The sequence below is a fragment of the Nitrospira sp. genome (assembly GCA_029194665.1).
Classification (GTDB): Bacteria; Nitrospirota; Nitrospiria; order Nitrospirales; family Nitrospiraceae; genus Nitrospira_D.
Window position 1 is genome coordinate 152,564 of the sequence record JARFXO010000006.1, and the last position, 24,150, is coordinate 176,713.

The window sequence follows — 24,150 nt, forward strand, 5'->3', positions numbered from 1 at the left end:
GGCCTATAGCTGCGATCATCAGTCTCCTTATTCGGACAAGGAGTCGCTCACGGCCAATTCACCAATCCTTCGTAGACCCACCAGAGGCCGATCGATGAGAGCAGCACTCCGGTCCATAGTTTGAAGTCCACCTCCGGCACACGCTGAAGCTTGCCTTTTGCGACGATCACCAGCCACCCTGTTGCCACCAACGCGACGGTCATTCCCGTCAATGCGGAACCCCACGCCCCAGACGCCACTGCCAACGCCGAGACGATCATGCAGATTTCAAAGGCTTCGATCGCCGCGCTTTTCGTCATGACCAATGTCGTGAAGAAGTTGAACCTTGTTCCACCCGATTCGCTGCTGCTTGGAAACTCCCGCAGAGGAGCGTCAACCCACCTCGGCCGTTGCTTGTGCCGCTTTCGACGAACGGACTTGATCAACCACGACCCGCCGAGCCAGAGCAAGAGGATGCCGACCACGCATTGGAAGAGATGAATGGGAATACGCGCGAGCCATGGCCAGGCAGCATAGGCTGGGAGGGCTATGAGCAGATTTCCCAGCACCGTTCCGATGATCGCCTCCTTGACGGAACCGGTTCGAGCCAACGCATAGGCAATCACGGCGGTTTCTAGAAATTCGACGCCGGTGCCGGCAAAGGACGCAATGCCTACTTGTAGATTCATAGGAAGAGTGTCGGGGCCCATCCGTCACGAACATCGCACCACGATATCCGGATCGGACCTGAACGGCACTTCGAGAGGTATCAGATTAAGGGAGGCACAGTCGAGGACCGCCTCGCCGGAGCAATATCTGGGCTGTAGATGCGATGCGCTTGTTATGCCGCCTTCGCCCGGCTGGACCAAAATCCACCGGCGATCAACGCAAGTGTCAGCGCCTGGAGCATGAGGCTCTGCGCGCTTGGATGGATTCCCAACATCGGCAGTGAGAAGAAGCGCACCGTCGTTGTTTCCAGCACGCCTGCTTCTTGCAATGCCGCAACCCCATTCCCCACAAAGACGACGGCCATCAGCGCCAGCAGGCTGGAGGTGACCGTGAAAAACGGCCCGATCGGCAGACGTACGCTGTAGCGAAGGATCATGCCGCCGATCAGTACCAGCAGCAACGCTGCGGTGGCAATGCCCCACAGCACCGCGCCCTGCCCTGCCGGACCAGCCTGCGACCACAATGTCTCGTAAAACAGGATCACTTCGAACAACTCGCGATACACGACGAGGAATGAGATACCGGCCATCGCCCACAGCGTGCGCTTGCTCAGCGCGGCATTGATCTGCTCGCGGACGAAGCGGTTCCAAGCTTGCGCGTTCGCGCGGTTGTGCAGCCACCAGCCGACGTATAGCAGCATGGCCGCAGCCAGCAGTGCTGTGATGCCTTCCGTCAGTTCGCGGCTGACGCCTGAAATGCTAAGGGCGTAACGAGCGATGATCCATGTGATGCCGCCCAGCGCCAAGGCTCCGATCCAACCGATGTGGATGTAGGGTGAGACATCATGCCGTCCCATCTTGACGGTGAAGGCCACGATGGCTGACAGCACCAAGATCGCTTCCAATCCCTCGCGCAACAAGATCAGCATGGAAGTTACGAAGGCCGTATTCGGCGATAAACTGCTACCGGAGAGCGCGTCATCGGCACGGTCGAGCAGGGCCTTGACCTTCGCGGTCTGCGCTGTTATGGCCTCGGACGGCCGCCCCTCGCGGATGGCCGTCCGTAGCGACGTCATCTCGCGCTCAATTTCCAAGCGCTGTGGCGCATCAACATTGTCCAGTGCCGATTCGATCAGCTCGAAGCCGTCAAGGTAGGCCGCTGTCGCCAGGCGTTGTGCATCTTCTCGGTTGCCCTTCGCATAGGCTTGCGCTGCCTCGTCGAGCTTAGTACGGGACAAACCCAGCGGTCTCTGAGCGGCGGCCTGCAGCGCTTGTGGCTGTTGTGTCAGGTAGGCACGCACAGCGTCCATCGATGAACCAGGAGGCGCTTGCTCACTGGGCGCCTCTGTCACCAGCCCGCGCAGGCTTTCAAAAGCTGTTCTGCCCTCGGCTTGCCGCCACAGTGCCTCCCCTTTCGCCACCACTTCAGAATCCGCGCGCAGACCGCCGGCAAAGAAGGCCAGTGCCCAGCGGTCGGCCTCGGAGAGTTCGGTGAAGGCCCGCATCGGCGTGCCGTGCACGCCCAGCGTAATGGTATTGTACAGACCGTACAGACTGCGCTGGCGCATGCGAGCCTCATCCTGTAGATCGCTAGGCGGCGGTTCCATACCCTTCGCCAGTGGTCCGTCGCCGTGCCCCTGCGTGCCATGGCACGCGGCGCACTGTTGAGAAAAGAGTCTCGCGGCCTGCTGGAGGTCAGGAGGTTGTTCTGGCGTCACTCTCAACTTCCAAGCTTGGATCACGCCTATGCGCAGCCGGCCGATGAGTGCGGAAATCTCGCTGCCAGGAGCTTTGGCCTCAATGCGTGCAAGAAGCCCACGAGCCTGCTTCAATAGCGTCGGCTGCTCGGAAACGGCGGGCAACTGGTCGAGAAGGACTACGACCTGCGTGGCAAACTCGTGCTGTTCCGCGTACTCCTCGACGTTCACCACCTTGCCATCCTGCACGACCCCGAGGTAATCCACACCGACATAATCCAGCATGTGGACGATAGTCTGTGCCTTTTCCTCGTCAGCCGGCGTTGCCATCGCAACGCCGTGCATGATCGAGGCCAACAGCATCACCATCAGCCACCACGAGAGTAAGTTCCTCAAGAACAACAAGGTACGTATAGGCTTCATTGCGTCTCAATTTTCCGTGAGCTTCGTCCTCTCCCGTTCATGGTCTGCCGTACTTCATTGCACTGGATGCCTCCACCTCTTTCAGTCGCTTCCGCCCGGCTCATGCTACTGTCTCAATCATGTCAGGGGTAAGAACACAGCGCACTCAAAAGTGTGTGTACGTAGAAATAACCGCGAAGACTAACGTCATTGGCTTATCTGGATCCCGGTGACCATCATTTGCATCATTCCCTTCCAAGCCTTCCCATGTTGGCGCACATCCGGTCCCCTCCGCCGGTTGGATCATGAGCAGTATCGCGACTGTACGGGACGATATTGACATCCTCAGCTCTTCACAGAAGGACAAGGAGCGAGTAATGCGCATATTTTGGCAAGTGCCTGTGCGACAAGTCAATGTTGTCGGCACAGGATGTTTAGCATGCGAACCCGTCGCCCTGCAGCGTCACCGCTGTACCCAAAGATCCGCTCCGCCTTCACCGACCATCCGATCACGGTGGAGCCGAGGCCATCTTGCTGCGGCTGTGCTTCTAGCCCTAATCCGAAATAATTTTGACAACAGATCGCATCAACGCTGCGGGTGACGTGGCGAACGGAGCGAACTTCTCACCCTCCCAACCCGGCCGCGTCGAGACGCGGCTTCCACCAAGCGCGCGCAACGGAAGAGCCCCACCGGGGGATGGGTGAAGTGAGCACGGTGGGGCTGTTCGCCACGGCAGGAGCCGCAGCATAAGCCAACAGCCGAATCTTTATTTTCGGATGGATTAGGGCTAGCTGATCGGGCGGCGCAGCTCGGAGACCGTCGCCAAGCGAAATGAGTTCGTCGTGCAGCGGATTCTTGCCCTGAAAGCCGAGCATCCGCTCTGAGGCTATCGAGGCATCCGGACCCAGCTACAGGTTACTGCGGCTGATGCAGGCCTATGGGTTGCTGGTGGAGCAGGTGGGTTGGACCTACTTTGTCCTGGTCCTGAATTGCTACACGAAGAAGATTGTCGGCCACGATGCTGGGAGGCAAATAAAGCACACTCACTGGCTCCCGGCGCTGGAGCAGACGTCACAACACCAATGCCCGGCGGGGGTCCAGGCTCAAGGGCTGTCATTGATGAGCGACAATAATCCGAACGGGAACACCGACATAGAACGACTCATGCGGACGCTGAAGGAAGAACTCCTCTGGCTCCGGAAGTGGACGAGCGCTCCGGACCTGGAACGCGTCCTGGCGGCGTGGGTCGATTTGTACAACACTCGGTACTTGCATTCGACTCCCGGGTATCGGAGGCCGTGTCAGTTCAAACAAGAACATCGAGCTACTGTGAAGATCGCAGACAGCCTTTCGATTCTGAGAGCCACTGATCAGCCGAGAACCAATGCGCCTTGGCTCGTTCCTGTTTGGGTTGGTCCTGACCAAGCTCGCATTCTTGCTTGTGGCATGGAGCTGAAACCAGGCTCCTCGGCGGCGAAGCACTTCTGACCACCATGCAGGGAACGCGAATGTCCAGCAGTTCATTGAAAGAATCTGTGTGATTCCGACATCTCTCGATATCCCCACGTGTGACGTGTGGCCAGGCAAAACTAGAGTATGAACTTCAGCCCTACGAAATAGGTGATGCGGCCGCTTGAGTCTCCAATCGGAAGCTTTCTTGTCCAACGCACCTCAGCGAGCGTTGGCGTTTCAGCAATCGTTATAGGTGTCGGTACATAGACTTTCAATACCTGTTCGATATCCGGGGCTCGGTCCATAAGCACTAACATGCCTCCGCTGCTAATATTCAGGGACAGCGCTTTTCCCTCTTTGACAACATCAGCATTCCCTGCCTCTGACGCTGTCATCTCATAAAGAATTGGTCGCAACAACGCAGCCCGCTCGCTATGGTTTTCATGGCTATCTCTTATCGACCACTCCCATTCCATTGACCCCACGTCCATTCCTCCCCTCAGTAAGATCCCTACGCCTCGGATTGAATCTGCATTCTTAGATCGGATATTGGCTGTCCGGACATGGTTCAGGCCTTGTCCGAACGACCCCCGTCACGTCATGTCAAGTCTATGCGGAATATATTTATCGCTTCCTGGATCAACAATACCAAGGACGTAGGCTGCTTCTTCAAAGGTATATGTTGACTACCTCGGAAGTGTTAGGTACTATTCCTGCGTCACCCTCGTATTTGTTATCGGATCGAGCTAAGGCTGGTTGTTTGTGAGACTTGATATCTCATTAATTTGATAATTTTGTGATGTCTTAACACACTTATGACACAGGCCATTAAAGGTATTGAGCAAACAGATGCGCTTGCTGATCAGAGAGCCGGGTCCGGGATAGTGGTGCTGTCAGCATCTATGCAACTTCTGCATATGAATCGACAAGCTACGGAACTTGCCAAAAAGATCAATGCCGTCGACCAGGGGAGCACTACTACGATCTCAGCGCATGGAGTCCTCCCAACAGCACTGACAGAGCTTTGTGCGGAAATTATTAAAGCCCTTCACATACGCACGGAAGCCAAGGATTGGGAACAATTCGAACTCAAGCGCGTAACGGGTGACCCTAATCAGCCTATCCTTTTAAGAGGCTTTGGCCTACCGGACCGAGGAGGCATCCAAAACGCCAGGCTTGTCGTTACGATGGAAGAGTTGGGGCGGAAACAAAACCTCAATACAGAACATGCTCGAGAACGTTTTCAGTTGACTAACCGCGAGCAATCAGTCGTTGAAAATCTGGCAAAAGGCTGGACCAATAAAGAAATCGCCAATGCTCTCCAGATTACTGAACAAACGGTAAAAGAACACATTAAGCACATCATGCGAAAGACCAACGCTACCACCCGAACTGGAATTCTCGTCCAAATCTTCAATTCTTAATAGATGTCTTCATACGTTGATGTGTCAATGACGCAACAGTGAGTTGAGATTAACACATTGCTACCAGCTGGTTCTGCAAAACTCTCTTATTTTAATTACAATTTCAGGCGATGCTTCTCAGGCCTGCCATTTGCATTTCGTTCAGCTGGAGCATGAATGAAATGAAGCATGACGCGCTCAGAGCAGGACTGATGGTGGGGTTATTGGGAGTAGCGATTCTTGCCTCAGGTTGTGCAACCGGTGCTTCGTCCCAATTGACAGAGGTTAAAAATAGCGGCTTCATGTCACTGTGGAATACCTATGCCGATTGTAAATCAACCTCTGATTTAGCACAGGCGAGTTCAGATCTGAAGCAACTACGTTCAGCTAGCCAAGAGGTGTACGAAGGGTTTGTCCTGCCGTTGCCGACTCATCTTGAGCGTCTAGTGGCCAATCCAACGAGCCGGGTGGCGGTTGATGTCGAAGCAATGGCAGCCTCTTGCGCTCTATACAGTGGAGAACTAGCTCTTAATCAAGGACAGACTGATACCGCCCGTGATCTCCTGGTTTCCGTCATCAGGCTGCATAAGCAAGAAAACTCTTACTACGTTCTAAGGGCAAAGACGTTGCTGGCAAGACTTGGGCAAGTGATCAACGTTTCCTTCAACGCTCGCTAGCTCTCTCTCGTTTCTCCCTGCATCCATCTATATAAATCTACATAGAGTTTTGCCGATCGATTCCAAGACAGATCGGTCTTCATCCCAGCCTGGATCAAGGATCGCCATGTCTGCCGCTCTGCATACACATGAAGTGAGAGCAAGAGCGCCACGAGCAGAGAGTCAGCCGAAGAATCAATGAATTGGAAGCCGGTTGCCTGTCCGGACTTGACCGTCGAAGGTCGAAATGGAACGACGGTATCCGCCAATCCTCCGGTACGGCGAACAACAGGTACCGTGCCATAGCGAAGGCTATACAGCTGACTAAGACCACATGGCTCATAGCGAGACGGCATGATTACCATGTCAGCACCAGCTTCAATACGATGCGCCATCCCTTCATCAAAACCAAGGAATAACCCAATTCGATCAGGATATCTGGCTCTGGCTTCAATAAATTGTCGTTCCAAATGGTGATCTCCGGTACCGAGCACAACGGTTTGTGTAGCTAGGGACATGAGCTCAGGAATCACATCCAGCAAGAGATCAAACCCCTTCTGAAAGGTCAGCCGACCGATCACAGCCAACAAGGGGACATCACGATTCGGAAGCCCAAGCTCCCGTTGTAGCGCCCGCTTGCATGTAAGTTTTCCAGACAGATCACCGACCGTATACTGCGCCGGCAGGTAGGGGTCGCTCTCGGGGTTCCAGACAGCGACATCGATGCCGTTTGTAATCCCGTTGACGCCATCCGCACGGTTTGCCAGCACGCCCTCCAAACCACATCCATGTTCTGAGGTCATGATCTCCTTCGCATAGGTTGGACTCACCGTAGAAACAGCATCTGAAAAGACGATGCCGCCTTTCAGACAATTAACTGCCCCATAGAACTCGATGCCGCTCGGGGAAAAAACCGATGGGGGAAGCCCCGTCTTCATAAACTCCTGGCCAGGGAAGGTTCCTTGATACCCCATGTTATGCAGAGTAAGAAGCACTTTCAGTTGCTCAAGTCCCTTATATTCATGAGGAAGGGTTTTCAGATAGACTGCGCACAGGGCTGTCTGCCAATCGTGTAGGTGCAGCACATCAACCTTTTCCGATCGAGTCTCGACCAGCCTACGCACGACTTCAAGAACCGCACGACAGAATAGGACAAATCTATCGAGGTTATCCGGATAATCGCGATGGTCTTGTTGGTAGAGGCCCGGGCGATCAAAGTAGGGATCGTACCGCACGAACAGTACCCTCAACCTAGGTGATGCACCAGTGACCGGATCTCTCTCTTCTTCCACCGTTACGTCTAGCGGCTTCCCATTCATCGGAATAGAAAATCGCATGGCCAGTTGACAAGCCTCACGGCTTACTCGACCTCGGTACCCCGGCATCAGCAATGTCACATGATGCCCCAACTTCGTCAGCTCAATCGCCAACGCGCCGACCATATCGGCCAATCCGCCCGTCTTGGCATACGGAACGGCCTCGGAGGTTGCCATCACGACGTTCAATCCATCTCCTGATGCTGAAGTCATGCGCGGTATTATGCGGAATATCTAGGGACTGGAAATTCCGTCAAGCCGGGTTTTGAATCGATCCTCATAAGCCCAGGATTTTGCAAGAGCATGCAACTCCTCAGCTTTGAGCTCTTCCTTGTAGACAAGGTGATCATCGAGAAATACCAAGAGCCACCCATGATCCGGGTATGCGAAATACACTCCTTCGCCCGCATGCACGCCGGATTTCCAGCCCCTCGGAGCCTCTCCTGTTGCCACCCGCGATCGCGGAATAACAGTGAAATCCGGCATCACAAAAAAATGGCTGAATTCACTGTGATAATACGGCGGTTTCCCCCAGACATTCACGACTGCCCTGGTGGTGATTTGATTCAGCACAAGATTATTGACTCGTACCAGCTGTTCTTGCTGCTCCAATGTCGGCATGCTCTTGCAACCTACGATCGATGCAAGTATTACAACTCCACTGATTAGGCACCTTATCGGATTTATCGGGGCCACGGAAATATTGGTCACGTTATATCCAAGCCTCACAGGAGCCGTCTAGATTTTGACTCAACTGGTTTCACCGGCTGACAGATGTCGCACTGACACAATTTTCTCAGCAATGAATAAGCATAGATACCGGTATCGTGGCCATCGCTCCATTTGAACTGCAAGGCGTAGCGTCCCACCGGCTCGATATCCTGGAGCATAATCAAGATCGGTACATCCTCTGACTTGAGACGCCGCTCGCCTGTCCACTCATCGACGCAGGCCGCGCAGGGACAATGCTGCCGCAGATAACGGACCGGATAGCGGCCCTTGTGGCCATCGCTCCACTGGATTCCGAGCACTCCCTTGTCGAGCCACTCCATATCTCGGGGCTCCAGAGCAGTGGCGGCCATGCTTTCACCTCTCCTCATGTCTGGTTCATCCTGACGATGCACACGATAGGAAGTCAACCGGTGGCAACCGTTTCCCAGCAATAACCGTGACGTACCCTTCAATTGCTTCCTCCACCTCATTCCGCACCTGCCCCGCAGCCCGCAACCGTGTAAGTACCGTAGGAGCCAGTCGAATGGCTTGTTGGAGGAACAAGAGGCTACCTCGTGAGAATGCGACACATCGAACTCGTTGACGTGAGGCACAGGCCAGGCAGACGATACCTCCGGCGGTCGGAGAAAATTGAGGCTCTCCGATGAAATGCGTCTTCCCACAGGCGGCGCACTGATCGGTCTGCGGGCGAAATCCTGTCAACCCGAGCAGCCTGACCTGAAAAAGGAGCGCCGTAAAGCTCGAGTCTTTGGTTTCGTGGAGCGAGGCGAGGCCCTGCTCCAGGGTATCAAACAAGAGCGGATCTGGATCTCCATCGGGCGTGATCGCTGTTACGACGTTGACCATCCGCGCCGCCGAGGCCATCAGGCGAAGGTCTTCCCGCAGCACTTGAGAGGACCGTACCAGATCGACATGCGAAATCCTAAATAGCGAATCTCCTGTTTTCTCAAATAGATTCAGGCGACACACGCTGAACGGTTCGATTGCACCCCCAAAACGGCTTTTCTGACGACGGGCACCACGAGCGACGCCTCGGATTTTACCAAAATCCTTGGAATACAAGGTGACGATTCGATCGGCATCGCCCCACTTGCGGCTCCGCAGGACGATTGCCGTCGTCTTTACCAGAGGCATCGCTCCCTCCACTCCCATCCGCGATAGAAACGTGGAGACACACCAGGCCCTGTCACCGGAGATACTCCAAGAAAAGACTGGCCAAAGTCAGATAGATTGTAATACCGGTGATATCGTTCGCCGTCGTGACAAAGGGACCAGCCGCAACGGCTGGATCGACGCCCACACGCTTGAGGAGGATCGGCATAATCGTCGCCATGCTGGTGGACACCAGAAATGCGATGATCAGCGAAGCTCCGACGACCATGCCTAAAAACCCTTGGTGCAAAACCCAGGCGACCAGCGTCAGTGTCACCCCGCAGGCCAGCCCCATGACCAAGCCGATCTTCGTTTCCCGAAAAAAGACGGGCCATACATGGGTGAGATCCACGGAGCCGGTGGCCAATCCTCGAATAATCAGCGTCGACGACTGTAATCCCACATTACCGCCCATCGCCGCAATCACAGGAATAAAGCTCACGATTGCCACGACTTCCTGGATCGTATAACGGAAATACCAGAGGATCGCACCGGACAGGAGACTGCCGACCAAGTTGGTGAAGAGCCACGGCAACCGCAGTTTTGCCGAGCCGAGGCTCGAAGATTTGGCGCCGCTTTCTTCTTCAATCGCCCCGGCCATCTTCAACATGTCTTCGGTCGCTTCTTCCCGAATCACATCCACCACGTCATCAACCGTGATGATGCCCACGAGTTTGCCGTCCCGTTCCACAACCGGAATAGCCAACAAGTTATAGCTGGCCACCTGGCGCGCAACCTCTTCTTGGTCCATGTCGATCGCCACACTCATGACCTCTCGCGCCATGATATTTTTCAGGGGAGTTGTCGGAGGGACGGTGATCAGTTGCCGGAGCGAGAGGACACCGACCAGGCGATCATCCTTGTCCGTCACATAAATATAGAACACCATTTCGGCATCGGTGGCTTGCTGCAACCGACGGATCGCTTCATGTGCCGTGGCATCTTCCGGCAAGGAGAAGAACTCCGTGGTCATGATCGCGCCCGCCGTATCCTTCGGATACTTCAAGATATCGGCCACCTCGGTCGAATCTTCCGTCTTCATCAAGGCCAGAATTTCTTTGCTCCGCTCTTCAGGAAGGAATCCAAGAATGTACGCCACGTCATCGGGACCAAGGTCTTTCAAGAGCCACGCGATATCGGAATGCAACAGATCCGCGAGTACTTGCTGGATGCTTTCACCGTCGAGTTCACTGAGCGCTTGCCCGCGCTTGCCTTCGCCGCGGACCAGTTCGAAAATTTCACGCTTTTCCTTTGGGGAGGAAAGATGGGTCACGACTTTGGCGATGTCCGCGGGATGCATACGTCCCAACATCTTGGAAAGATTTGTAATGGCTCCGCGTCGCAGTAGCTTCTGCACCGACTGGATGACAATGTCCGATTTCGTCTGCCCACGTTCTGTCTGATCCCGCAAGATTTCGCGCAACACGTCGCGCTCGGACTGGCGAGGTTGCTGATCCGTCACCCGCGGCTCTCTCGGTCGTTCCGTCTGCATGTCTGTTTCGTCAGTACCCTAACTGCACCAAAGCCTGTTCGTCCTCACGCCACGCCTTCTTCACCTTCACCCACAGTTCTAGGAACACTTTCATACCGAATAGCTGTTCCATGTCCAGTCTGGCTTGCGTACCGATCGATTTCAACCGCTCTCCTTGTTTGCCTATGAGGATGCCCTTCTGCGTCTCTCGCTCCACCAAAATCGACGCCCGAATCTTCGCCAATTTCCCCTGCTCGACGAACTCATCGATTTCGACCGCAACCGCATATGGCACCTCCTCCTCCGTCTCTTGCAGCACCTTCTCACGGATCATCTCAGCCGCCAGCGTTCTCATTGTCTGATCTGTCACGACATCGTCGCCGTAGGCTCCTTCTCCAGACGGAAGATAAGAAACGGTCAGGGCCAACAACCGGTCAACATTGTCGTCGACCTTGGCAGAAACCGGCACGATCTCCGCCCAAGCGAAGAGTTTGTTATAACTGGCGAGAATCGGAAGCAGCTTCTGCTTGTTGACGAGATCGATTTTCGTGACGACAAGGATGACCGGACGTGGCTGTTTGGCCAGTACGTCTTTCATATGTTTTACAGCGGTCAGATCTCCAGGACCTGGTCGGCTCGTCGCATCCATGAGCATGTAGAACACATCCGCACCTTCCATAGTCTCCACAGCAGTGCGCACCATTCGACGATTCAACAGGTGCTCGGGTTTATGAAGCCCCGGCGTGTCAAGATAGACGATTTGTGCTCCTTCCACATGTACGACGCCCATAATACGGGTCCTTGTGGTCTGAGGCTTACTTGAGACAATCGAGATTTTTTCACCCAGCAGGCAGTTGAGCAGCGTCGACTTGCCGACGTTGGGTCGGCCAATGATGGCCACCGTTCCGAACTTCATGGCTTCGAGAAGGGCTGTGGGGTTTTCTCTGGATCCGGCGCTAACTGATACACAGTTTCACCCTTGCGCACATAGCCCAACTGCTCTCGAGCCAACTGCTCGATCTTGGCGGGATCATGCTGGAGACGAGTAATATCTCGCTGCAATAAGGCATTTTCACGATGTAAAGCCGAGAGTTCTTGCTCTAAATTTCTGGCGTAATCACGCATAGACAGGTACCGCGTCAGGCCCATTTCTCCGGAAAACAAGGCCACGAGCAGCCACACACAGCCACCAGCGCCGATCATCTGCATGGCGATAAGTATGCGTTGCCGCCATTCCAGCCACTGCCGTCCGCGATTCTGTTTGACCATCATCTCTCCATCCGCTGACTACGGAATCAGCTAGGCCCTCGCTCGCACAGCCTCTCGACCACGATAGAACGCCACGGTTCCTAGCTCCTCTTCGATCCTGAGCAATTGATTATATTTCGCCACGCGATCCGTTCGAGACAAGGATCCCGTCTTAATCAGACCACTGTTCGTCGCGACCGCCACGTCCGCAATCGTGGTGTCTTCGGTCTCACCGGACCGGTGTGAAATGATCGCCGTATAGCCCGATCGCTTTGCAAGTTCGATCGCGTCCAGAGTTTCTGTCAGGGTCCCAATCTGATTGAGCTTGATCAGAATTGAATTTCCGATTCCTTCCTTGATGCCCTTTGAGAAAATTTCGACGTTGGTGACGAAGATGTCGTCCCCGACGAGCTGCACCCTGTTACCCAGCTTCTCTGTGAGAATCTTCCAACCCTTCCAATCCAATTCGCTCAACCCGTCCTCGATCGAGAGGATCGGATAACGATCCAGCAACTTTCCATAGTAGCTGATCATCTCATCTGACGAACGCTCCGGGTTCTTTTCCGCTTCGAGAACATACCGTCCCTTGTCGTAGAACTCGCTTGCCGCGCAGTCCAACGCCAAGGCGATATCCTGTCCAACCTTATAGCCGGCGTCTTCTATCGATTGTGAAATCAGGCCCAACGCCTCTTCGTTCGATTGCAGATCCGGGGCGAACCCACCCTCATCACCCACGGCCGTGTTGAGACCCTTCTTCTTCAAGAGGGCCTTCAACGAATGAAAGACCTCGGTGGCCATTCGGAGGGCTTCGCTAAATCGGCTTGCACCTACCGGCATGATCATGAACTCTTGGAGGTCCAAACGATTATCGGCATGGGCTCCCCCGTTGATGATGTTCATGAGCGGTACGGGAAGCACTCGCGCATTCGCCCCTCCGAGATAACGATAGAGCGGCTGTGCTGTTTCACTCGCCGATGCCTTCGCCACGGCTAACGAGACACCCAAGATCGCGTTGGCCCCCAACTTACTCTTCGTCTTCGTTCCATCCAACGCAATCATGGCTCGATCGATACCGGCCTGATCGAATGCTTCCTTGCCCAGTAATTCCGGGGCAATCACCTTGCTGATATTCGAGACCGCCTTTGAGACGCCCTTTCCCATCCATCGTTTCTTGTCACCGTCACGGAGTTCAATCGCTTCCTTTTCCCCCGTTGACGCTCCAGATGGAACGGCCGCCCGCCCCTTCGCGCCGCTTTCCAGCGTCACTTCGGCCTCAATCGTTGGATTGCCCCGGGAGTCTATAATCTGCCTGCCCTTGATTTCTCTAATCGCGCTCATACCACTTATCCCTCTCTGGTTAGACGCTCAGCTTCTTCTTCAATAACTCGTTCACTTTTACCGGATTTGCCTTCCCCCCGCTTGCCTTCATCACCTGCCCGACAAGGAAACCCAATACTTGTTGTTTGCCTTCCTTGAACTGCGTGACCTGCCCCGGATTCTTGCTGAGGACATCTTCGATAATCTTCGCCAGCGCCCCTTCATCAGAGACCTGCATCAACCCTTTTTCCTGCACGATTTGTTCGGGAGTCTTCCCGCTGCTATAGAGTTCCGGAAAGATTTCACGGGCGACCTTTAAACTGATAGTCCCTTTGTCTACCATCTGCAAAAGGCTCACCAGCCGTTCAGGTGTGACAGGCGACGCTGATATATCTGTCCCAGAGTTGTTCAACTCTCTCATCAACTCACCCATCACCCAATTACTCACGGTCTTGGGTTGATTGAACTGCTTCGTGCACACTTCAAAGTAGTCCGCCATGCCTTTCGAAGCCGTCAGGATGGTGGCGTCATATTCAGGCAACCCATAGTCCGACATAAATCGTTTCGTCCGCACGGCCGGTAGTTCGGGCAAGTCGGCACGGAATCCTTCGATCCACTCCTCGTCCAACTTCAACGGCACCAGATCAGGGTCGGGGAAGTATCGATAGTCATGGGCTTCTTCTTTGGATCGCATGACCGCCGTTTCACCACGTTCGATATGCCAGAGCCTCGTTTCCTGGCGAATCTTGCCTCCCTCATTTAAGACCTTCGTCTGTCGCTTGATCTCATACTCGACTGCATCTTTCACATACTTGAAGGAGTTGATGTTCTTGAGCTCTACTTTCGTCCCAAACTCCTTCTGCCCGGACGGACGCAGCGACAGATTCGGCTCACACCGAAAGCTCCCTTCCTCCATGTTCCCGTCGCAGACCTCAAGGTACATTAAGATTTCCCGCAGTCCTTTGAGATAGGCCACCACCTCGTCAGCCGAACGCATGTCCGGTTCCGTCACGATCTCCAACAGCGGCGTGCCGGCGCGGTTCAGATCTACTCGGCTCCCACTGGTGCCGGTTTCATGGATGTTTTTTCCGGCGTCCTCTTCCAAATGAGCGCGACGGATACGGATTCGTTTCGCCCCGCTACCATCACGAATCTCCATCCACCCATGCTGGCAAATGGGGGCTTCATATTGGGAGATCTGATACCCCTTGGGTAAATCCGGGTAGAAATAGTGCTTTCTCGCGAATCGATTGTTCGCCGCGATCGTGCACTTCAGCGCCAAGCCTGCACGAACTGCCATGTCGACCGCCGTTCGATTGATCACGGGCAAACTGCCCGGCAGACCGAGGCAGACCGGACAGGTCTGGCTGTTGGCCGACAGACCGAATGTCGTGCCGCACCCGCAGAACATCTTGGAGCTGGTCCGCAGTTGGGCGTGGACCTCCACTCCGATGACGGTCTCAAAGATCATCCTCGATCAGGCCCCTCGTCGATACGACCCCGCTCCCGCTTTATCGCTTCACGTCCGGCGTCGAAAGCCTCTCGCAAGACCGATCGCTTGTTTTCGACAAACTCCTTGCCCTGACCGACGACTTCTTCAAATGCCTCACCGGCACGGCCGGCCAGATCACGAAGATCATTTTCTGCACGACGAGCGTATTTCCTGATTTGGTCGCGCGATTCGTCACCTGCTTGTGGTGCCAGTAACAGTGCCGCGACGGCACCCATCGTCGCTCCACTCAAGAACGCCAGGAAAACCATCGCTGATGTTCCTCGATCATCCGCCATTGTGTGTCCCTCCTTCATGTTTCATGCGTTTACGCACGACCTTGGTGGCCGCTTTGAAACCTGCAACCATGCTGACCACATTATTTAAGAGCGTCCCACTCGATCCACGAACAACATTATGGACTTGTTGCACGGATTCACCCACTTCACCCACCGCGTGAAGCAAGACGGCCGCATGCTCCACCCCCTCACGAGCCTGGGCGGTTACATCATTCAGGTTCTGGCTCATGGCCCGAAGTTCAGCCACGAGAGCCGGCACCTCGGCGTTCATCTTCGAGAGGAGCTGTTCGGACTCAGCCACCGTTTTGCGGACTTGCATCAATACCGGTACGAGATACCCGACCAGCACAGCAAATGCCACAGCTACGAGGAGCGCGGCGATTTCGACGATCGTCATAGGTGTCAATCCTCCCGGTCTTTCATCCCGAATGTTCTTCCTCAGCAGCCCCTACCGTAGCATCGGTTTTTTGAGCCGCCAGTGTGCCGATTGCTCATAGGCATGGGCAGCCCGAAGCAGCGTCTCCTCCTCAAAGGCTCGCCCGATGAGCTGTAAGCCGATGGGAAGCCCTGTTTTGCTGAAGCCGCAAGGCAGGGCGATCGCCGGCAATCCAGCCAGATTGACCGAGATTGTAAAAATATCAGAGAGGTACATCTGGAGAGGATCTTCGCTCTTTTCACCAAGTTTGAAGGCCGGCGTCGGTGTGGCCGGAGTCACGATCAGATCCACCTCCTCGAACGCGGTCACGAAATCCTGGCAGACCAACGTTCGTACAGCTTGGGCCTTCCCATAATAGGCATCGTAATAGCCGGCACTGAGTACGTATGTCCCCAGCATGATCCGACGCTTGACTTCCGGCCCGAATCCCTCCTGCCGCGTCTTCATATACAGTTCGAGGAGATCTTTGGTTTCCTTGGCACGGAAACCGAACTTCACTCCGTCGAAGCGGGCGAGATTCGAGCTGGCTTCCGCCGTCGCGATCACATAGTACACTGCCACAGCCGCGTCGGTACTCGGGAGACGAATTTCCTTGACCGCTGCACCGAGATGCCTCAGCTCCTCAATGGCTGCTCTGACTGCCTGCTCGACATCCGGATCGAGTCCTTCGGTAAAAAATTCAACCGGTACGCCAATCTTCAGAGTTTTGAGATCCCGTTTTTGCAGCGCCTTCATGTAATCCGGCACAGGGCGATCGACCGACGTGGAATCCATCGGATCATGCCCTGCAATGGCCTGCAGAAGAAATGCCGCGTCAGCCACGTCTCTCGTGATCGGCCCGATTTGATCCAGCGAGGAGGCGAACGCGACCAATCCATATCTCGAGACCCGTCCGTAGGTCGGCTTCAGCCCCACCACTCCGCAGAACGCCGCCGGTTGCCTGATGGAGCCGCCGGTGTCTGAACCAAGTGCCGCCACACATTCCTCCGCCGCCACCGCTGCCGCGGATCCTCCGCTAGATCCTCCCGGCACACAGTGTAGGTTCCAAGGATTTCGGCTGGGGCCGAATGCGGAGTGCTCCGTCGACGATCCCATCGCAAACTCATCCAAATTCGTTTTACCCAACAACATGTACTCCTGGGCCCGCAACTTGGCGATCACCGTCGCATCGTAGGGTGGCACAAAATTCTGCAACATTCGAGAGCTGCAGGTTGTGAGTACCCCTTCCGTGCAGATATTGTCCTTGATGGCAAGCGGCATTCCGGTGAGCGGATTGATCTTTCTCCATGCCTTGAGCTTTCGATCCAAGGCTTCCGCCTGTGCGAGTGCTGCTTCCTTCGCTTGCGTGACGAAGGCCTTCACCTTCGGCTCCACCTGGCTGATGCGCAGAAAATAGGCGCGCGCAATCTCTGTGGCCGTGACTTCCCCTGCCTTGAATTTCTTATGAAGCTCGACGAGGCTTAGTTTCTGGAGGGACATGAAGTTCCTGCTACAGACAGGTGAGCGCGACACGGACCGACACGGGAGCTCATCGATCGGCCTCGTTTCAGCCTGTCAGCTCATCACCACAATTCGATTCTTTTCATTCACCCGAACGATCTTGGGTGCGTGCTTCTTGATCTCTTCGTCGCCGTAATACTCGTAACAGAAGATGATGATCTGGTCCCCGACCGCGGCTTTGCGAGCCGTGGGCCCGTTCAAAATAATCTCCCCTTTCCCTCGCGTCCCGTTGATCGCGTAGGTCATGAATCGTTCGCCGTTATTCAGATTCGAGCAGATGATCGCCTCATACGGTAGGATCCCGGCAGCCTCCATCAAGTCGTGATCGATGGTCAGACTGCCTTCATACTCAAGATGAGCCCCTGTCACCGTGGCACGGTGAATTTTGGAACGCAGCATTTGTCGAAACATCGATCTTCCCGTTATTCGTCGACGCCACTCGTCATTCGTTGCCGTCACCGTACGAGTCGACTGTCTGACGATTAACGCTCCTCTAGAATTTTGGGTACCACAAACCCGTCCGCTTCACGCTCTGGCGCATTCGCTAAAGCCATCTCCGAAGGGAGCGACGGGCGCACAAGGTCCTCGCGAAACACATTCACTTGCCCCATGACGGTGGCGGTCGGCTCGATTCCCGTCGTGTCGTACTGATTCAACGTATCGACATGTGCGAGAATTTGGGTCAACTGTTTGGCAAATGTCTCCTTTTCAGCCGCGCTCACAGCCAATCTCGCCAGCTGCGCTACTTTCTCTACATCCTGTTGAGTGATTTCCATTTGCTCCTCTGTTCCCCTTCAGCTTCGCCTATTCCACCGTCACGCTTTTTGCCAGGTTTCTCGGCTGATCGACATCCGCCCCGCGCAACACGGCAATATGATACGCGAGAAGTTGAAGCGGGATGGTAAACAAGATCGGCGAAATCAGCGAATGGGTGTCAGGAATGGTAAACACCGCATCCGCGATCTTGCCGAGCTCCCGCTCTCCTTCTGCGACGAGGGCAATCACTGGCGCGCGTCGCGCTTTCACTTCCATGAGATTGCTGACCGTCTTGTCGTAGAGCCGATCCCGAGGCGCCAGAACCACGACCGGCATATCTTTGTCGATCAGCGCGATCGGGCCGTGCTTCATCTCACCCGCCGCATAGCCTTCGGCATGGATGTAGGAAATTTCCTTGAGCTTCAGCGACCCCTCCAGTGCGATCGGGTAATTGATGCCGCGTCCCAAGAACAGAAAGTTCCGTTTTTTGTAATACCGCTTGGCGATGGCCACGATTTCGGCCTCTCGCTGCAGCACCCGTTCGACCAACACCGGCAACTTCACCAACCGGTCGAGCCAGGCTTTCCCATCCGCTACCTTCATCACATTACGAACTCGCGCAAAATGCAATGCCAGAAGATACAGCGCGGTGAGTTGCGCCGTAAACGCCTTCGTGGAGGCGACTCCGATCTCCGGCCCGCAGTGCGTGTACAATACTCCGTCCGACTCACGTGCCAAGGTACTGCCGACGACGTTGACGATCGAGACCACACGTGCGCCCTTTTGCTTCGCCTCTCGCGCAGCAGCCAGCGTATCGGCCGTCTCACCGGATTGAGAAATCGTGATAAACAGGTCGTTTTTCCCGACGAGCGGATCGCGATACCGAAACTCGCTCCCAATATCCACCTGCACCGGGGTACGGACCATTTCTTCGAACAGATACTTTCCGACTTGCCCCGCATGCCAGGACGTGCCGCAGGCGACGATCCAGATGCGCTCAACCGCTGCGAATTCCTTCGGCGTCAAGCCGATATCAGGGAGATCCGCCTCCCCCGTTTCATAGGAATACCGTCCGCGCATGGTATCAAGAATGGTCTGAGGTTGTTCGTGAATCTCTTTCAGCATGAAGTGGGGGTAGCCGCTTTTCTCCGCTGCCGAAGCATCCCACGTAATCGTCGACGACTGACGCGAAACGTCATGGCCGTCGGCGTCGGTCAGATCCACTCGCTGTTGCGTGACCACCGCCACGTCCCCCTCCTCGAGATAGGTCACTTCCCGCGTATGGGCAAGCATCGCCATCACATCGGAAGCAACATAGGACGCGTACTCCGTCCGTCCGATGACGAGCGGGCAGCCGGATCGGGCGGCAATCAACGTTCCGGGTTCCCGCTCGGAAATCACCGCCAGTGCATAACTCCCCCGCACATCTTTTGTCGCGAGCCGCACCGCATCGGCCAGCTTGTTTTCCTTCTGAAGATACTTATCGATCAAATGGGCGACAACCTCCGTATCGGTTTCCGACTCGAATTTGTAGCCGTCTTTTTGCAATTGCTGCTTCAGTTCCTGATAGTTTTCGATAATCCCGTTGTGCACCAACACACACCCTTTCGACCGATGCGGATGGGCATTCTGTTCCGAGGGCTTTCCATGGGTCGCCCACCGGGTATGGCCGATTCCGACCGTTCCCTTGAGTTCGTTGGTTTTGAGCGAATTTTGAAGATTGACCAGCTTGCCCACGCTCCGTCTAACGGCAATCTTTGCTCCCTGCATGACGGCGACTCCCGAGGAGTCGTACCCTCGGTACTCCAACTTCGCCAGTCCCCCGATGAGAATCGGAATCGCATCTTGATTGCCGACGTATCCGATGATTCCACACATGGCGGTTGCTCCAGGTCTAACGAGACTGACCGACAGACAATTCTCCGGTCGCAATCAGCGTTTCAATGACTTCGCGCGCCTGTTCTTCATGTTGCTCGAAGTCTTTTTGGCTCTTTGGCCCTCTTGCTTGTCGGAAGCGTCCGCTGAATTTTCGCTCGCCGGACGGGCGGTCAGCAACATCCGCCGTTTAGCTGCCCACCCGACTCGATTCACTTGCTGAACACGAGCGATCGCCAATGAATCGACGGGCACGTTCTGCGTCACGGTCGTGCCTGCGGCAATATAGGCACCGCGTCCTACCGTCACTGGTGCGATGAGCTGTGTGTCGCTCCCGACAGATGCATGATCCTCGATCAACGTCTGATGTTTGTTCACGCCGTCATAATTTACGGTGATCGTCCCAGCTCCTATATTCACGCCTTTCCCGATTCGCGCATCGCCGAGATACGTCAGATGATTTGCTTTAGACCCTTCGCCCAGTTCAGTCTTCTTCATCTCGACGAAGTTTCCGACCTTCGCCTTTCGCCGCACGATCGCCCCAGGTCTCAAATGTGCAAATGGTCCCAGATGAGCGTCGTCGTCGATCTGCGATTCGCGTAACACGCAATGATCGAGAATCTCTACATTGTTTCCGATCAGACAATCCGAAATGCGGACCCCGGAACGGATGGTCGTCCCTTCACCAACGCTTGTTTTGCCTTCGAGGCTCACTTGTGGGTAAAGCACTGTGTCTCTTCCGATGGTGACGCCGGCATCAATCCACACGGAGCCGGGATCTCGCATCGTAACTCCGGCTTCAAGCCAGCGATCACGAATCTGCTGGCGGACGACTCGCTCCGCTGTCGACAGCTGTTGCCTGGTATTGACCCCCAGCCCCTCCTCGGGATCTTGAAGGGTCACGGCTGCAACCGACCGCCCCTGTGCGACTGCCATTCGAACAATATCCGTCAGATAGTATTCATGTTGTGCGTTGCGTGGCTCCAGTTTTTCGAGGGCCTCAAAAAGAAATTCTCCGGACACGACATACGTCCCGGCGTTGATTTCCCTGGTGGCCCGTTCTACCGGACTAGCATCACGATCTTCGACGATCTTCAACACATCGGATGGAGTGATGTCACCCTGGGGATCGCCGCCGGACTGTCGGCGGATGACTCGGCCATAGCCGCTGGGATCATCGAGCATCGCCGTCAGAATCGTCACGGTCGCGCTCTGCGTGTGATGGACCCTCAACAGTTCGCGCGTCGTCTCCTCTCTCAGCAACGGGGTGTCACCGTTCAAGATAAGATAATTCGTCGGACGTGGTTCGTCGCCCTGACAGAACGCGGGGCGGCTTTGCATCACGGCATGGCCGGTCCCAAGTTGTTCGGCCTGCTCGACGATGCGCACGAACTGTGATCCCGGCCTGCCCGAGACACCCGATTCAATCACTTGCCGAACCCTGTCGGATTGATGCCCGACCACAACCACAATGCGATGGCCCGCCAGTTGTAGCGCCACATCAACGGCGTAGAGAACCATGGGCTGCCCCGCGACATGGTGCAGCACCTTTACCTGGCTGGACTTCATTCGCTTGCCCAACCCGGCCGCCATCACGATCACCCCTAAGCCGGGAATACCCGTGACCGTCGTCTGTTGCTCTCCTGATCGTTTCATCGAGGACTCCGGATATGAGAGGATCGCAATCGAGTCTAAAACACGTATTTATCCGATCGGCACACCGGCATCCGGTTGTTTGACCTGACTCCACTTCGAGTCCCCGCTCAGGGCCGAAGCAATTGTGCCGGACGGGGTATAGAGACCGCCCGACACGATCAGTTTCATCGCTTCCTCAATACTGATATCAACAGATGTCACTTCCCGTTCCGGCACCAATAGAAAATAGCCCGACGTCGGATTGGGCGAGGTGGGCACATAAACATGAACCAGCGCCTCCTGGCCCAATGCCGTTGTCTGACCTTTCGTCATGCCGGTCACGAACGCAAAACAATAATGGCCGTTCTTCGGGAACTGGATCAAGACGACACGCCGATACGACCCTCGCTCCGAAAAGGACAGAATATCCATCATGGATTTCAATGTAGAATAAATCCCCCGTACAAGGGGTAGTCGGTTAAGCCAATCCTCCCAGTGCCCCACAATCTGGCGTCCGATGAAATTCGCCGCGAACAACCCGACCAAAAAAATGAGCAGCACCAGAGTGACGATCCCTAAGCCTGGGATATAATGGTCGGGCACCAATTCTGCGACGACGTCGCCTAGGATGCCGTCTACCGCGACGAACAGGGTCTTCAGAACGAGAATAGTACCCCAGATAGGAGTGACAAGCAGGAGCCCTGTTAGAAAATAGCGTCTTAGCGCGGTCTTGAGCATGAATCACCGACACCCAGCCACAGGCAGAGTATTCAGCTGTTCATCTTACAGAGTTCCCGACAAACCTCGCAAGCGTTTTATTGTAAATTTCAATGGGTTATGTACTTAAATAGGGTGAGGTTTCAGAAGGTACCGCTCTTGCTATTCACCGGGACCTGACATAGGATCGATCCCCGATTACGGCTGAAATGAAAATCGCCAATGGGTAGAACGTCCAGAAAAACGACGGGCATTTTCATCACGCTGGAAGGCGGTGAAGGAAGCGGAAAAACGACACAAGCTCGAAGACTTTGCGAGCGGCTGAGCGCACAAGGCATAGACGTGCTGCATACCAGAGAACCGGGCGGGACGCTTCTCGCTGAACGTCTGCGGAGTCTCCTGCTCGACCATTCGGCAGAAACGATCGCTCCCGAGACGGAAGCCTACCTTATTTTCGCGGCGAGACGCCAACATGTGGATCACGTCATCAAACCCTCACTCGCACGCGGGATGACGGTCGTCTGTGATCGATTCTCAGACTCGACGTTGGCCTATCAGGGGTATGGGCGGGGATTGGATCTCCGCCTGTTGCGCACGATGAACGATTGGGCGACTGGAAAACTTCCTCCCCAACTCACGTTGCTCTTCGACGTCCCAGTCGCTGTTGGACTCAGTCGGCGTCGTGGTGGCGCCGCTACCCAAAACCGACTCGATCGAGAAACGGAACGGTTCCATCGGAAAGTTCGCGCGGGGTTTCACGCGTTGGCCCGTCGAGAACCTCGACGCATCATGATGATCGATTCCGCACGACCTCTGGAATCGGTGGCACAAACCGTAGAAGACCTGGTCATGAACTGGCTCAGAACGTATTCCGCACGGACATCGAGGCATCGATAGCCCATGCCTTTCACCGATATCACCGGCCACGAGCAACCCATCTCCCTCCTTCAGGCGTCCCTGCGCAATGGTCGTTTGGCCCATGCATATCTGTTCTATGGCGAAGCCAGGGTGGGAAAGTTGATGACCGCCGTGCGGCTGGCTCAGACCCTCAACTGCGAACAGCCCGCTCAGACGGAGGCTCAGGACAGCTGTGGGCATTGCCGATGCTGCCTGCAGATAGCCGCACGGACGCACCCCGATTACTTCGTCATCGAGCCAGACCCAAAAGCAACCACACCGCAAATCAAAATCGAGCAAGTACGGGAGATCGAACACCAGTTCGTCTATCGACCACTCGTCGGGGAACGGAAGATTTGCTTGATTGATGACGCGGACCGACTGACGATCGGGGCAGCCAATGCGCTCCTCAAGACCTTGGAGGAGCCCCCGGGTCATACTCTCTTCATCCTGATCACCAGCCGGCTCCATGCACTCCCGATCACCGTTCGGTCACGCTGCCAAGCGCTCCGTTTCACCACTCCGGCCCGCACGCAAGTTGAGGCGGCATTGATAGTCAAGCGTGAGCTTCCTCCTGCCGATGCTCGTTTCCTGGCGGTCTTCGCCGATGGCCGGATCGGAGAAGCGCTCACGGCGAATATGGCAGACGTTCGTGCGAGACAGCAAGAATGCCTGACTTTGGTGAAGCCGGAAAGCTTGAAATCGAGCGCGACCATTCTCGCTGCATCGGAAAGTTTCGCAAAGACAGACCGTGGAGCAGAAACGCTCGCCTGGCTTGCGCGGTGGATCCGTGATCTTGTCATTGTCATCGTGGATGGGGATCAGGACCAGATCCTTCACCTCGATCAACTCACCGACCTGCGCCGATATGCCCAACGAGCGGACATCGACGCTCTCCTGACCCTCTTGAATGACATCGAGCGGACTGAGCAGCAGGCCACGCGGCACTTGAACGTGCAGATGGCGCTGGAAACGACGTTCTTCCGTCTGCGCGAGGCACTCGGCCTGGTCCGGGTCGGAGCCTCCGCCTAGCAATAAACGCCGCCAACTGA

General features: G+C 55.4%; 26 protein-coding genes. 5 read left to right on the forward strand and 21 right to left on the reverse strand.

Annotated elements, in window-relative coordinates; all coding sequences use genetic code 11:
• Positions 1-47 precede the first annotated feature (47 nt).
• The 3 genes from P0119_18820 to P0119_18830 form a co-directional block, all read right to left on the reverse strand.
• Entirely contained in the window at positions 48-668 is a 621-nt protein-coding gene (locus P0119_18820; GenBank protein MDF0668101.1) for a hypothetical protein, read from the reverse strand.
• A 152-nt stretch (positions 669-820) separates the two neighbouring features.
• Entirely contained in the window at positions 821-2,713 is a 1,893-nt protein-coding gene (locus P0119_18825) for a cytochrome c/FTR1 family iron permease (GenBank protein ID MDF0668102.1), read from the reverse strand.
• Between the two features lie 657 nt (positions 2,714-3,370).
• Positions 3,371-3,622 carry a hypothetical protein gene (locus tag P0119_18830; GenBank protein ID MDF0668103.1) on the reverse strand — a complete coding sequence of 84 codons (252 nt, stop codon included), beginning with the start codon at positions 3,620-3,622 and terminating at the stop codon, positions 3,371-3,373.
• Between the two features lie 52 nt (positions 3,623-3,674).
• On the opposite strand from P0119_18830, the gene P0119_18835 reads away from it, so the two are divergent.
• Positions 3,675-4,235 carry an integrase core domain-containing protein gene (locus P0119_18835; GenBank protein MDF0668104.1) on the forward strand — a complete coding sequence of 187 codons (561 nt, stop codon included), beginning with the start codon at positions 3,675-3,677 and terminating at the stop codon, positions 4,233-4,235.
• 101 nt (positions 4,236-4,336) lie between these two features.
• On the opposite strand, the gene P0119_18840 is transcribed toward P0119_18835, so the two are convergent.
• A complete protein-coding gene (locus P0119_18840) occupies positions 4,337-4,675 on the reverse strand; it encodes a PilZ domain-containing protein (protein ID MDF0668105.1) in 339 nt (112 codons plus the stop codon).
• Positions 4,676-5,014: 339 nt separating this feature from the next.
• Here P0119_18840 and P0119_18845 point away from each other — a divergent pair, with 339 nt between their 5' ends.
• Positions 5,015-5,623: a LuxR C-terminal-related transcriptional regulator gene (locus P0119_18845; GenBank protein ID MDF0668106.1), complete on the forward strand. Its 609-nt coding sequence runs from the start codon at positions 5,015-5,017 to the stop codon at positions 5,621-5,623.
• A 152-nt stretch (positions 5,624-5,775) separates the two neighbouring features.
• The gene (locus P0119_18850; GenBank protein ID MDF0668107.1) at positions 5,776-6,279 is read left to right on the forward strand and encodes a hypothetical protein; all 504 of its coding nucleotides are present in this window, start codon (positions 5,776-5,778) and stop codon (positions 6,277-6,279) included.
• On the opposite strand, the gene glgA is transcribed toward P0119_18850, so the two are convergent.
• The 17 genes from glgA to P0119_18935 form a co-directional block, all read right to left on the reverse strand.
• A complete protein-coding gene (gene glgA / locus P0119_18855) occupies positions 6,276-7,787 on the reverse strand; it encodes a glycogen synthase GlgA (GenBank protein ID MDF0668108.1) in 1,512 nt (503 codons plus the stop codon). The genes P0119_18850 and glgA overlap by 4 nt on opposite strands.
• Before the next feature lie 21 nt (positions 7,788-7,808).
• The gene (locus tag P0119_18860; GenBank protein ID MDF0668109.1) at positions 7,809-8,195 is read right to left on the reverse strand and encodes a hypothetical protein; all 387 of its coding nucleotides are present in this window, start codon (positions 8,193-8,195) and stop codon (positions 7,809-7,811) included.
• A 104-nt stretch (positions 8,196-8,299) separates the two neighbouring features.
• The gene (locus P0119_18865) at positions 8,300-8,656 is read right to left on the reverse strand and encodes a DUF971 domain-containing protein (protein ID MDF0668110.1); all 357 of its coding nucleotides are present in this window, start codon (positions 8,654-8,656) and stop codon (positions 8,300-8,302) included.
• A gap of 25 nt (positions 8,657-8,681) precedes the next feature.
• Positions 8,682-9,440, reverse strand: coding sequence for a DNA repair protein RecO (gene recO / locus P0119_18870; protein ID MDF0668111.1), 759 nt, complete (start codon positions 9,438-9,440; stop codon positions 8,682-8,684).
• Between the two features lie 52 nt (positions 9,441-9,492).
• Positions 9,493-10,950: a magnesium transporter gene (gene mgtE, locus P0119_18875; protein ID MDF0668112.1), complete on the reverse strand. Its 1,458-nt coding sequence runs from the start codon at positions 10,948-10,950 to the stop codon at positions 9,493-9,495.
• Between the two features lie 10 nt (positions 10,951-10,960).
• Positions 10,961-11,845, reverse strand: a complete 885-nt coding sequence (gene era / locus P0119_18880; protein MDF0668113.1) for a GTPase Era — start codon at positions 11,843-11,845, stop codon at positions 10,961-10,963.
• Positions 11,842-12,201, reverse strand: coding sequence for a septum formation initiator family protein (locus P0119_18885; protein ID MDF0668114.1), 360 nt, complete (start codon positions 12,199-12,201; stop codon positions 11,842-11,844). Before P0119_18885 ends, era begins: the two co-directional genes overlap by 4 nt.
• A gap of 27 nt (positions 12,202-12,228) precedes the next feature.
• Positions 12,229-13,515: a phosphopyruvate hydratase gene (eno, locus tag P0119_18890; GenBank protein ID MDF0668115.1), complete on the reverse strand. Its 1,287-nt coding sequence runs from the start codon at positions 13,513-13,515 to the stop codon at positions 12,229-12,231.
• 19 nt (positions 13,516-13,534) lie between these two features.
• Positions 13,535-14,965 carry an Asp-tRNA(Asn)/Glu-tRNA(Gln) amidotransferase subunit GatB gene (gatB, locus tag P0119_18895; GenBank protein MDF0668116.1) on the reverse strand — a complete coding sequence of 477 codons (1,431 nt, stop codon included), beginning with the start codon at positions 14,963-14,965 and terminating at the stop codon, positions 13,535-13,537.
• Positions 14,962-15,282: a YtxH domain-containing protein gene (locus P0119_18900; GenBank protein ID MDF0668117.1), complete on the reverse strand. Its 321-nt coding sequence runs from the start codon at positions 15,280-15,282 to the stop codon at positions 14,962-14,964. The genes gatB and P0119_18900 overlap by 4 nt, the downstream gene beginning before the upstream one ends.
• Positions 15,272-15,679, reverse strand: coding sequence for a DUF948 domain-containing protein (locus tag P0119_18905; GenBank protein ID MDF0668118.1), 408 nt, complete (start codon positions 15,677-15,679; stop codon positions 15,272-15,274). Before P0119_18905 ends, P0119_18900 begins: the two co-directional genes overlap by 11 nt.
• Positions 15,680-15,730: 51 nt before the next feature.
• The gene (gene gatA / locus P0119_18910) at positions 15,731-17,197 is read right to left on the reverse strand and encodes an Asp-tRNA(Asn)/Glu-tRNA(Gln) amidotransferase subunit GatA (GenBank protein MDF0668119.1); all 1,467 of its coding nucleotides are present in this window, start codon (positions 17,195-17,197) and stop codon (positions 15,731-15,733) included.
• Positions 17,198-17,272: 75 nt separating this feature from the next.
• Entirely contained in the window at positions 17,273-17,629 is a 357-nt protein-coding gene (locus P0119_18915) for an aspartate 1-decarboxylase (GenBank protein ID MDF0668120.1), read from the reverse strand.
• 71 nt (positions 17,630-17,700) lie between these two features.
• On the reverse strand, positions 17,701-17,994 hold the full coding sequence (gatC, locus tag P0119_18920; protein ID MDF0668121.1) for an Asp-tRNA(Asn)/Glu-tRNA(Gln) amidotransferase subunit GatC: 294 nt from the start codon (positions 17,992-17,994) through the stop codon (positions 17,701-17,703).
• A 28-nt stretch (positions 17,995-18,022) separates the two neighbouring features.
• Positions 18,023-19,852, reverse strand: coding sequence for a glutamine--fructose-6-phosphate transaminase (isomerizing) (gene glmS / locus P0119_18925; GenBank protein ID MDF0668122.1), 1,830 nt, complete (start codon positions 19,850-19,852; stop codon positions 18,023-18,025).
• 54 nt (positions 19,853-19,906) lie between these two features.
• A complete protein-coding gene (gene glmU, locus P0119_18930) occupies positions 19,907-21,505 on the reverse strand; it encodes a bifunctional UDP-N-acetylglucosamine diphosphorylase/glucosamine-1-phosphate N-acetyltransferase GlmU (protein MDF0668123.1) in 1,599 nt (532 codons plus the stop codon).
• 48 nt (positions 21,506-21,553) lie between these two features.
• Positions 21,554-22,222 carry a DUF502 domain-containing protein gene (locus P0119_18935; GenBank protein MDF0668124.1) on the reverse strand — a complete coding sequence of 223 codons (669 nt, stop codon included), beginning with the start codon at positions 22,220-22,222 and terminating at the stop codon, positions 21,554-21,556.
• A gap of 201 nt (positions 22,223-22,423) precedes the next feature.
• On the opposite strand from P0119_18935, the gene tmk reads away from it, so the two are divergent.
• Together tmk and holB are read left to right on the forward strand one after the other, a co-directional pair.
• Positions 22,424-23,098: a dTMP kinase gene (gene tmk, locus P0119_18940; protein ID MDF0668125.1), complete on the forward strand. Its 675-nt coding sequence runs from the start codon at positions 22,424-22,426 to the stop codon at positions 23,096-23,098.
• Between the two features lie 3 nt (positions 23,099-23,101).
• A complete protein-coding gene (gene holB / locus P0119_18945) occupies positions 23,102-24,130 on the forward strand; it encodes a DNA polymerase III subunit delta' (protein ID MDF0668126.1) in 1,029 nt (342 codons plus the stop codon).
• The last annotated feature ends 20 nt before the right edge of the window (positions 24,131-24,150 follow it).

Excerpts from the sequence above, each read along its gene's own strand:
- P0119_18820 (MDF0668101.1), bottom strand. The coding sequence starts at position 668 with ATGAATCTACAAGTAGGCATTGCGTCCTTTGCCGGCACCGGCGTCGAA.
- P0119_18825 (MDF0668102.1), bottom strand. The coding sequence starts at position 2,713 with ATGGTGATGCTGTTGGCCTCGATCATGCACGGCGTTGCGATGGCAACG.
- P0119_18830 (MDF0668103.1), bottom strand. The coding sequence starts at position 3,622 with ATGCTCGGCTTTCAGGGCAAGAATCCGCTGCACGACGAACTCATTTCG.
- P0119_18835 (MDF0668104.1), top strand. The coding sequence starts at position 3,675 with ATGCAGGCCTATGGGTTGCTGGTGGAGCAGGTGGGTTGGACCTACTTT.
- P0119_18840 (MDF0668105.1), bottom strand. The coding sequence starts at position 4,675 with ATGGAATGGGAGTGGTCGATAAGAGATAGCCATGAAAACCATAGCGAG.
- P0119_18845 (MDF0668106.1), top strand. The coding sequence starts at position 5,015 with ATGACACAGGCCATTAAAGGTATTGAGCAAACAGATGCGCTTGCTGAT.
- P0119_18850 (MDF0668107.1), top strand. The coding sequence starts at position 5,776 with ATGAATGAAATGAAGCATGACGCGCTCAGAGCAGGACTGATGGTGGGG.
- glgA (MDF0668108.1), bottom strand. The coding sequence starts at position 7,787 with ATGACTTCAGCATCAGGAGATGGATTGAACGTCGTGATGGCAACCTCC.
- P0119_18860 (MDF0668109.1), bottom strand. The coding sequence starts at position 8,195 with ATGCCGACATTGGAGCAGCAAGAACAGCTGGTACGAGTCAATAATCTT.
- P0119_18865 (MDF0668110.1), bottom strand. The coding sequence starts at position 8,656 with ATGGCCGCCACTGCTCTGGAGCCCCGAGATATGGAGTGGCTCGACAAG.
- recO (MDF0668111.1), bottom strand. The coding sequence starts at position 9,440 with ATGCCTCTGGTAAAGACGACGGCAATCGTCCTGCGGAGCCGCAAGTGG.
- mgtE (MDF0668112.1), bottom strand. The coding sequence starts at position 10,950 with ATGCAGACGGAACGACCGAGAGAGCCGCGGGTGACGGATCAGCAACCT.
- era (MDF0668113.1), bottom strand. The coding sequence starts at position 11,845 with ATGAAGTTCGGAACGGTGGCCATCATTGGCCGACCCAACGTCGGCAAG.
- P0119_18885 (MDF0668114.1), bottom strand. The coding sequence starts at position 12,201 with ATGATGGTCAAACAGAATCGCGGACGGCAGTGGCTGGAATGGCGGCAA.
- eno (MDF0668115.1), bottom strand. The coding sequence starts at position 13,515 with ATGAGCGCGATTAGAGAAATCAAGGGCAGGCAGATTATAGACTCCCGG.
- gatB (MDF0668116.1), bottom strand. The coding sequence starts at position 14,965 with ATGATCTTTGAGACCGTCATCGGAGTGGAGGTCCACGCCCAACTGCGG.
- P0119_18900 (MDF0668117.1), bottom strand. The coding sequence starts at position 15,282 with ATGGCGGATGATCGAGGAACATCAGCGATGGTTTTCCTGGCGTTCTTG.
- P0119_18905 (MDF0668118.1), bottom strand. The coding sequence starts at position 15,679 with ATGACGATCGTCGAAATCGCCGCGCTCCTCGTAGCTGTGGCATTTGCT.
- gatA (MDF0668119.1), bottom strand. The coding sequence starts at position 17,197 with ATGTCCCTCCAGAAACTAAGCCTCGTCGAGCTTCATAAGAAATTCAAG.
- P0119_18915 (MDF0668120.1), bottom strand. The coding sequence starts at position 17,629 with ATGTTTCGACAAATGCTGCGTTCCAAAATTCACCGTGCCACGGTGACA.
- gatC (MDF0668121.1), bottom strand. The coding sequence starts at position 17,994 with ATGGAAATCACTCAACAGGATGTAGAGAAAGTAGCGCAGCTGGCGAGA.
- glmS (MDF0668122.1), bottom strand. The coding sequence starts at position 19,852 with ATGTGTGGAATCATCGGATACGTCGGCAATCAAGATGCGATTCCGATT.
- glmU (MDF0668123.1), bottom strand. The coding sequence starts at position 21,505 with ATGAAACGATCAGGAGAGCAACAGACGACGGTCACGGGTATTCCCGGC.
- P0119_18935 (MDF0668124.1), bottom strand. The coding sequence starts at position 22,222 with ATGCTCAAGACCGCGCTAAGACGCTATTTTCTAACAGGGCTCCTGCTT.
- tmk (MDF0668125.1), top strand. The coding sequence starts at position 22,424 with ATGGGTAGAACGTCCAGAAAAACGACGGGCATTTTCATCACGCTGGAA.
- holB (MDF0668126.1), top strand. The coding sequence starts at position 23,102 with ATGCCTTTCACCGATATCACCGGCCACGAGCAACCCATCTCCCTCCTT.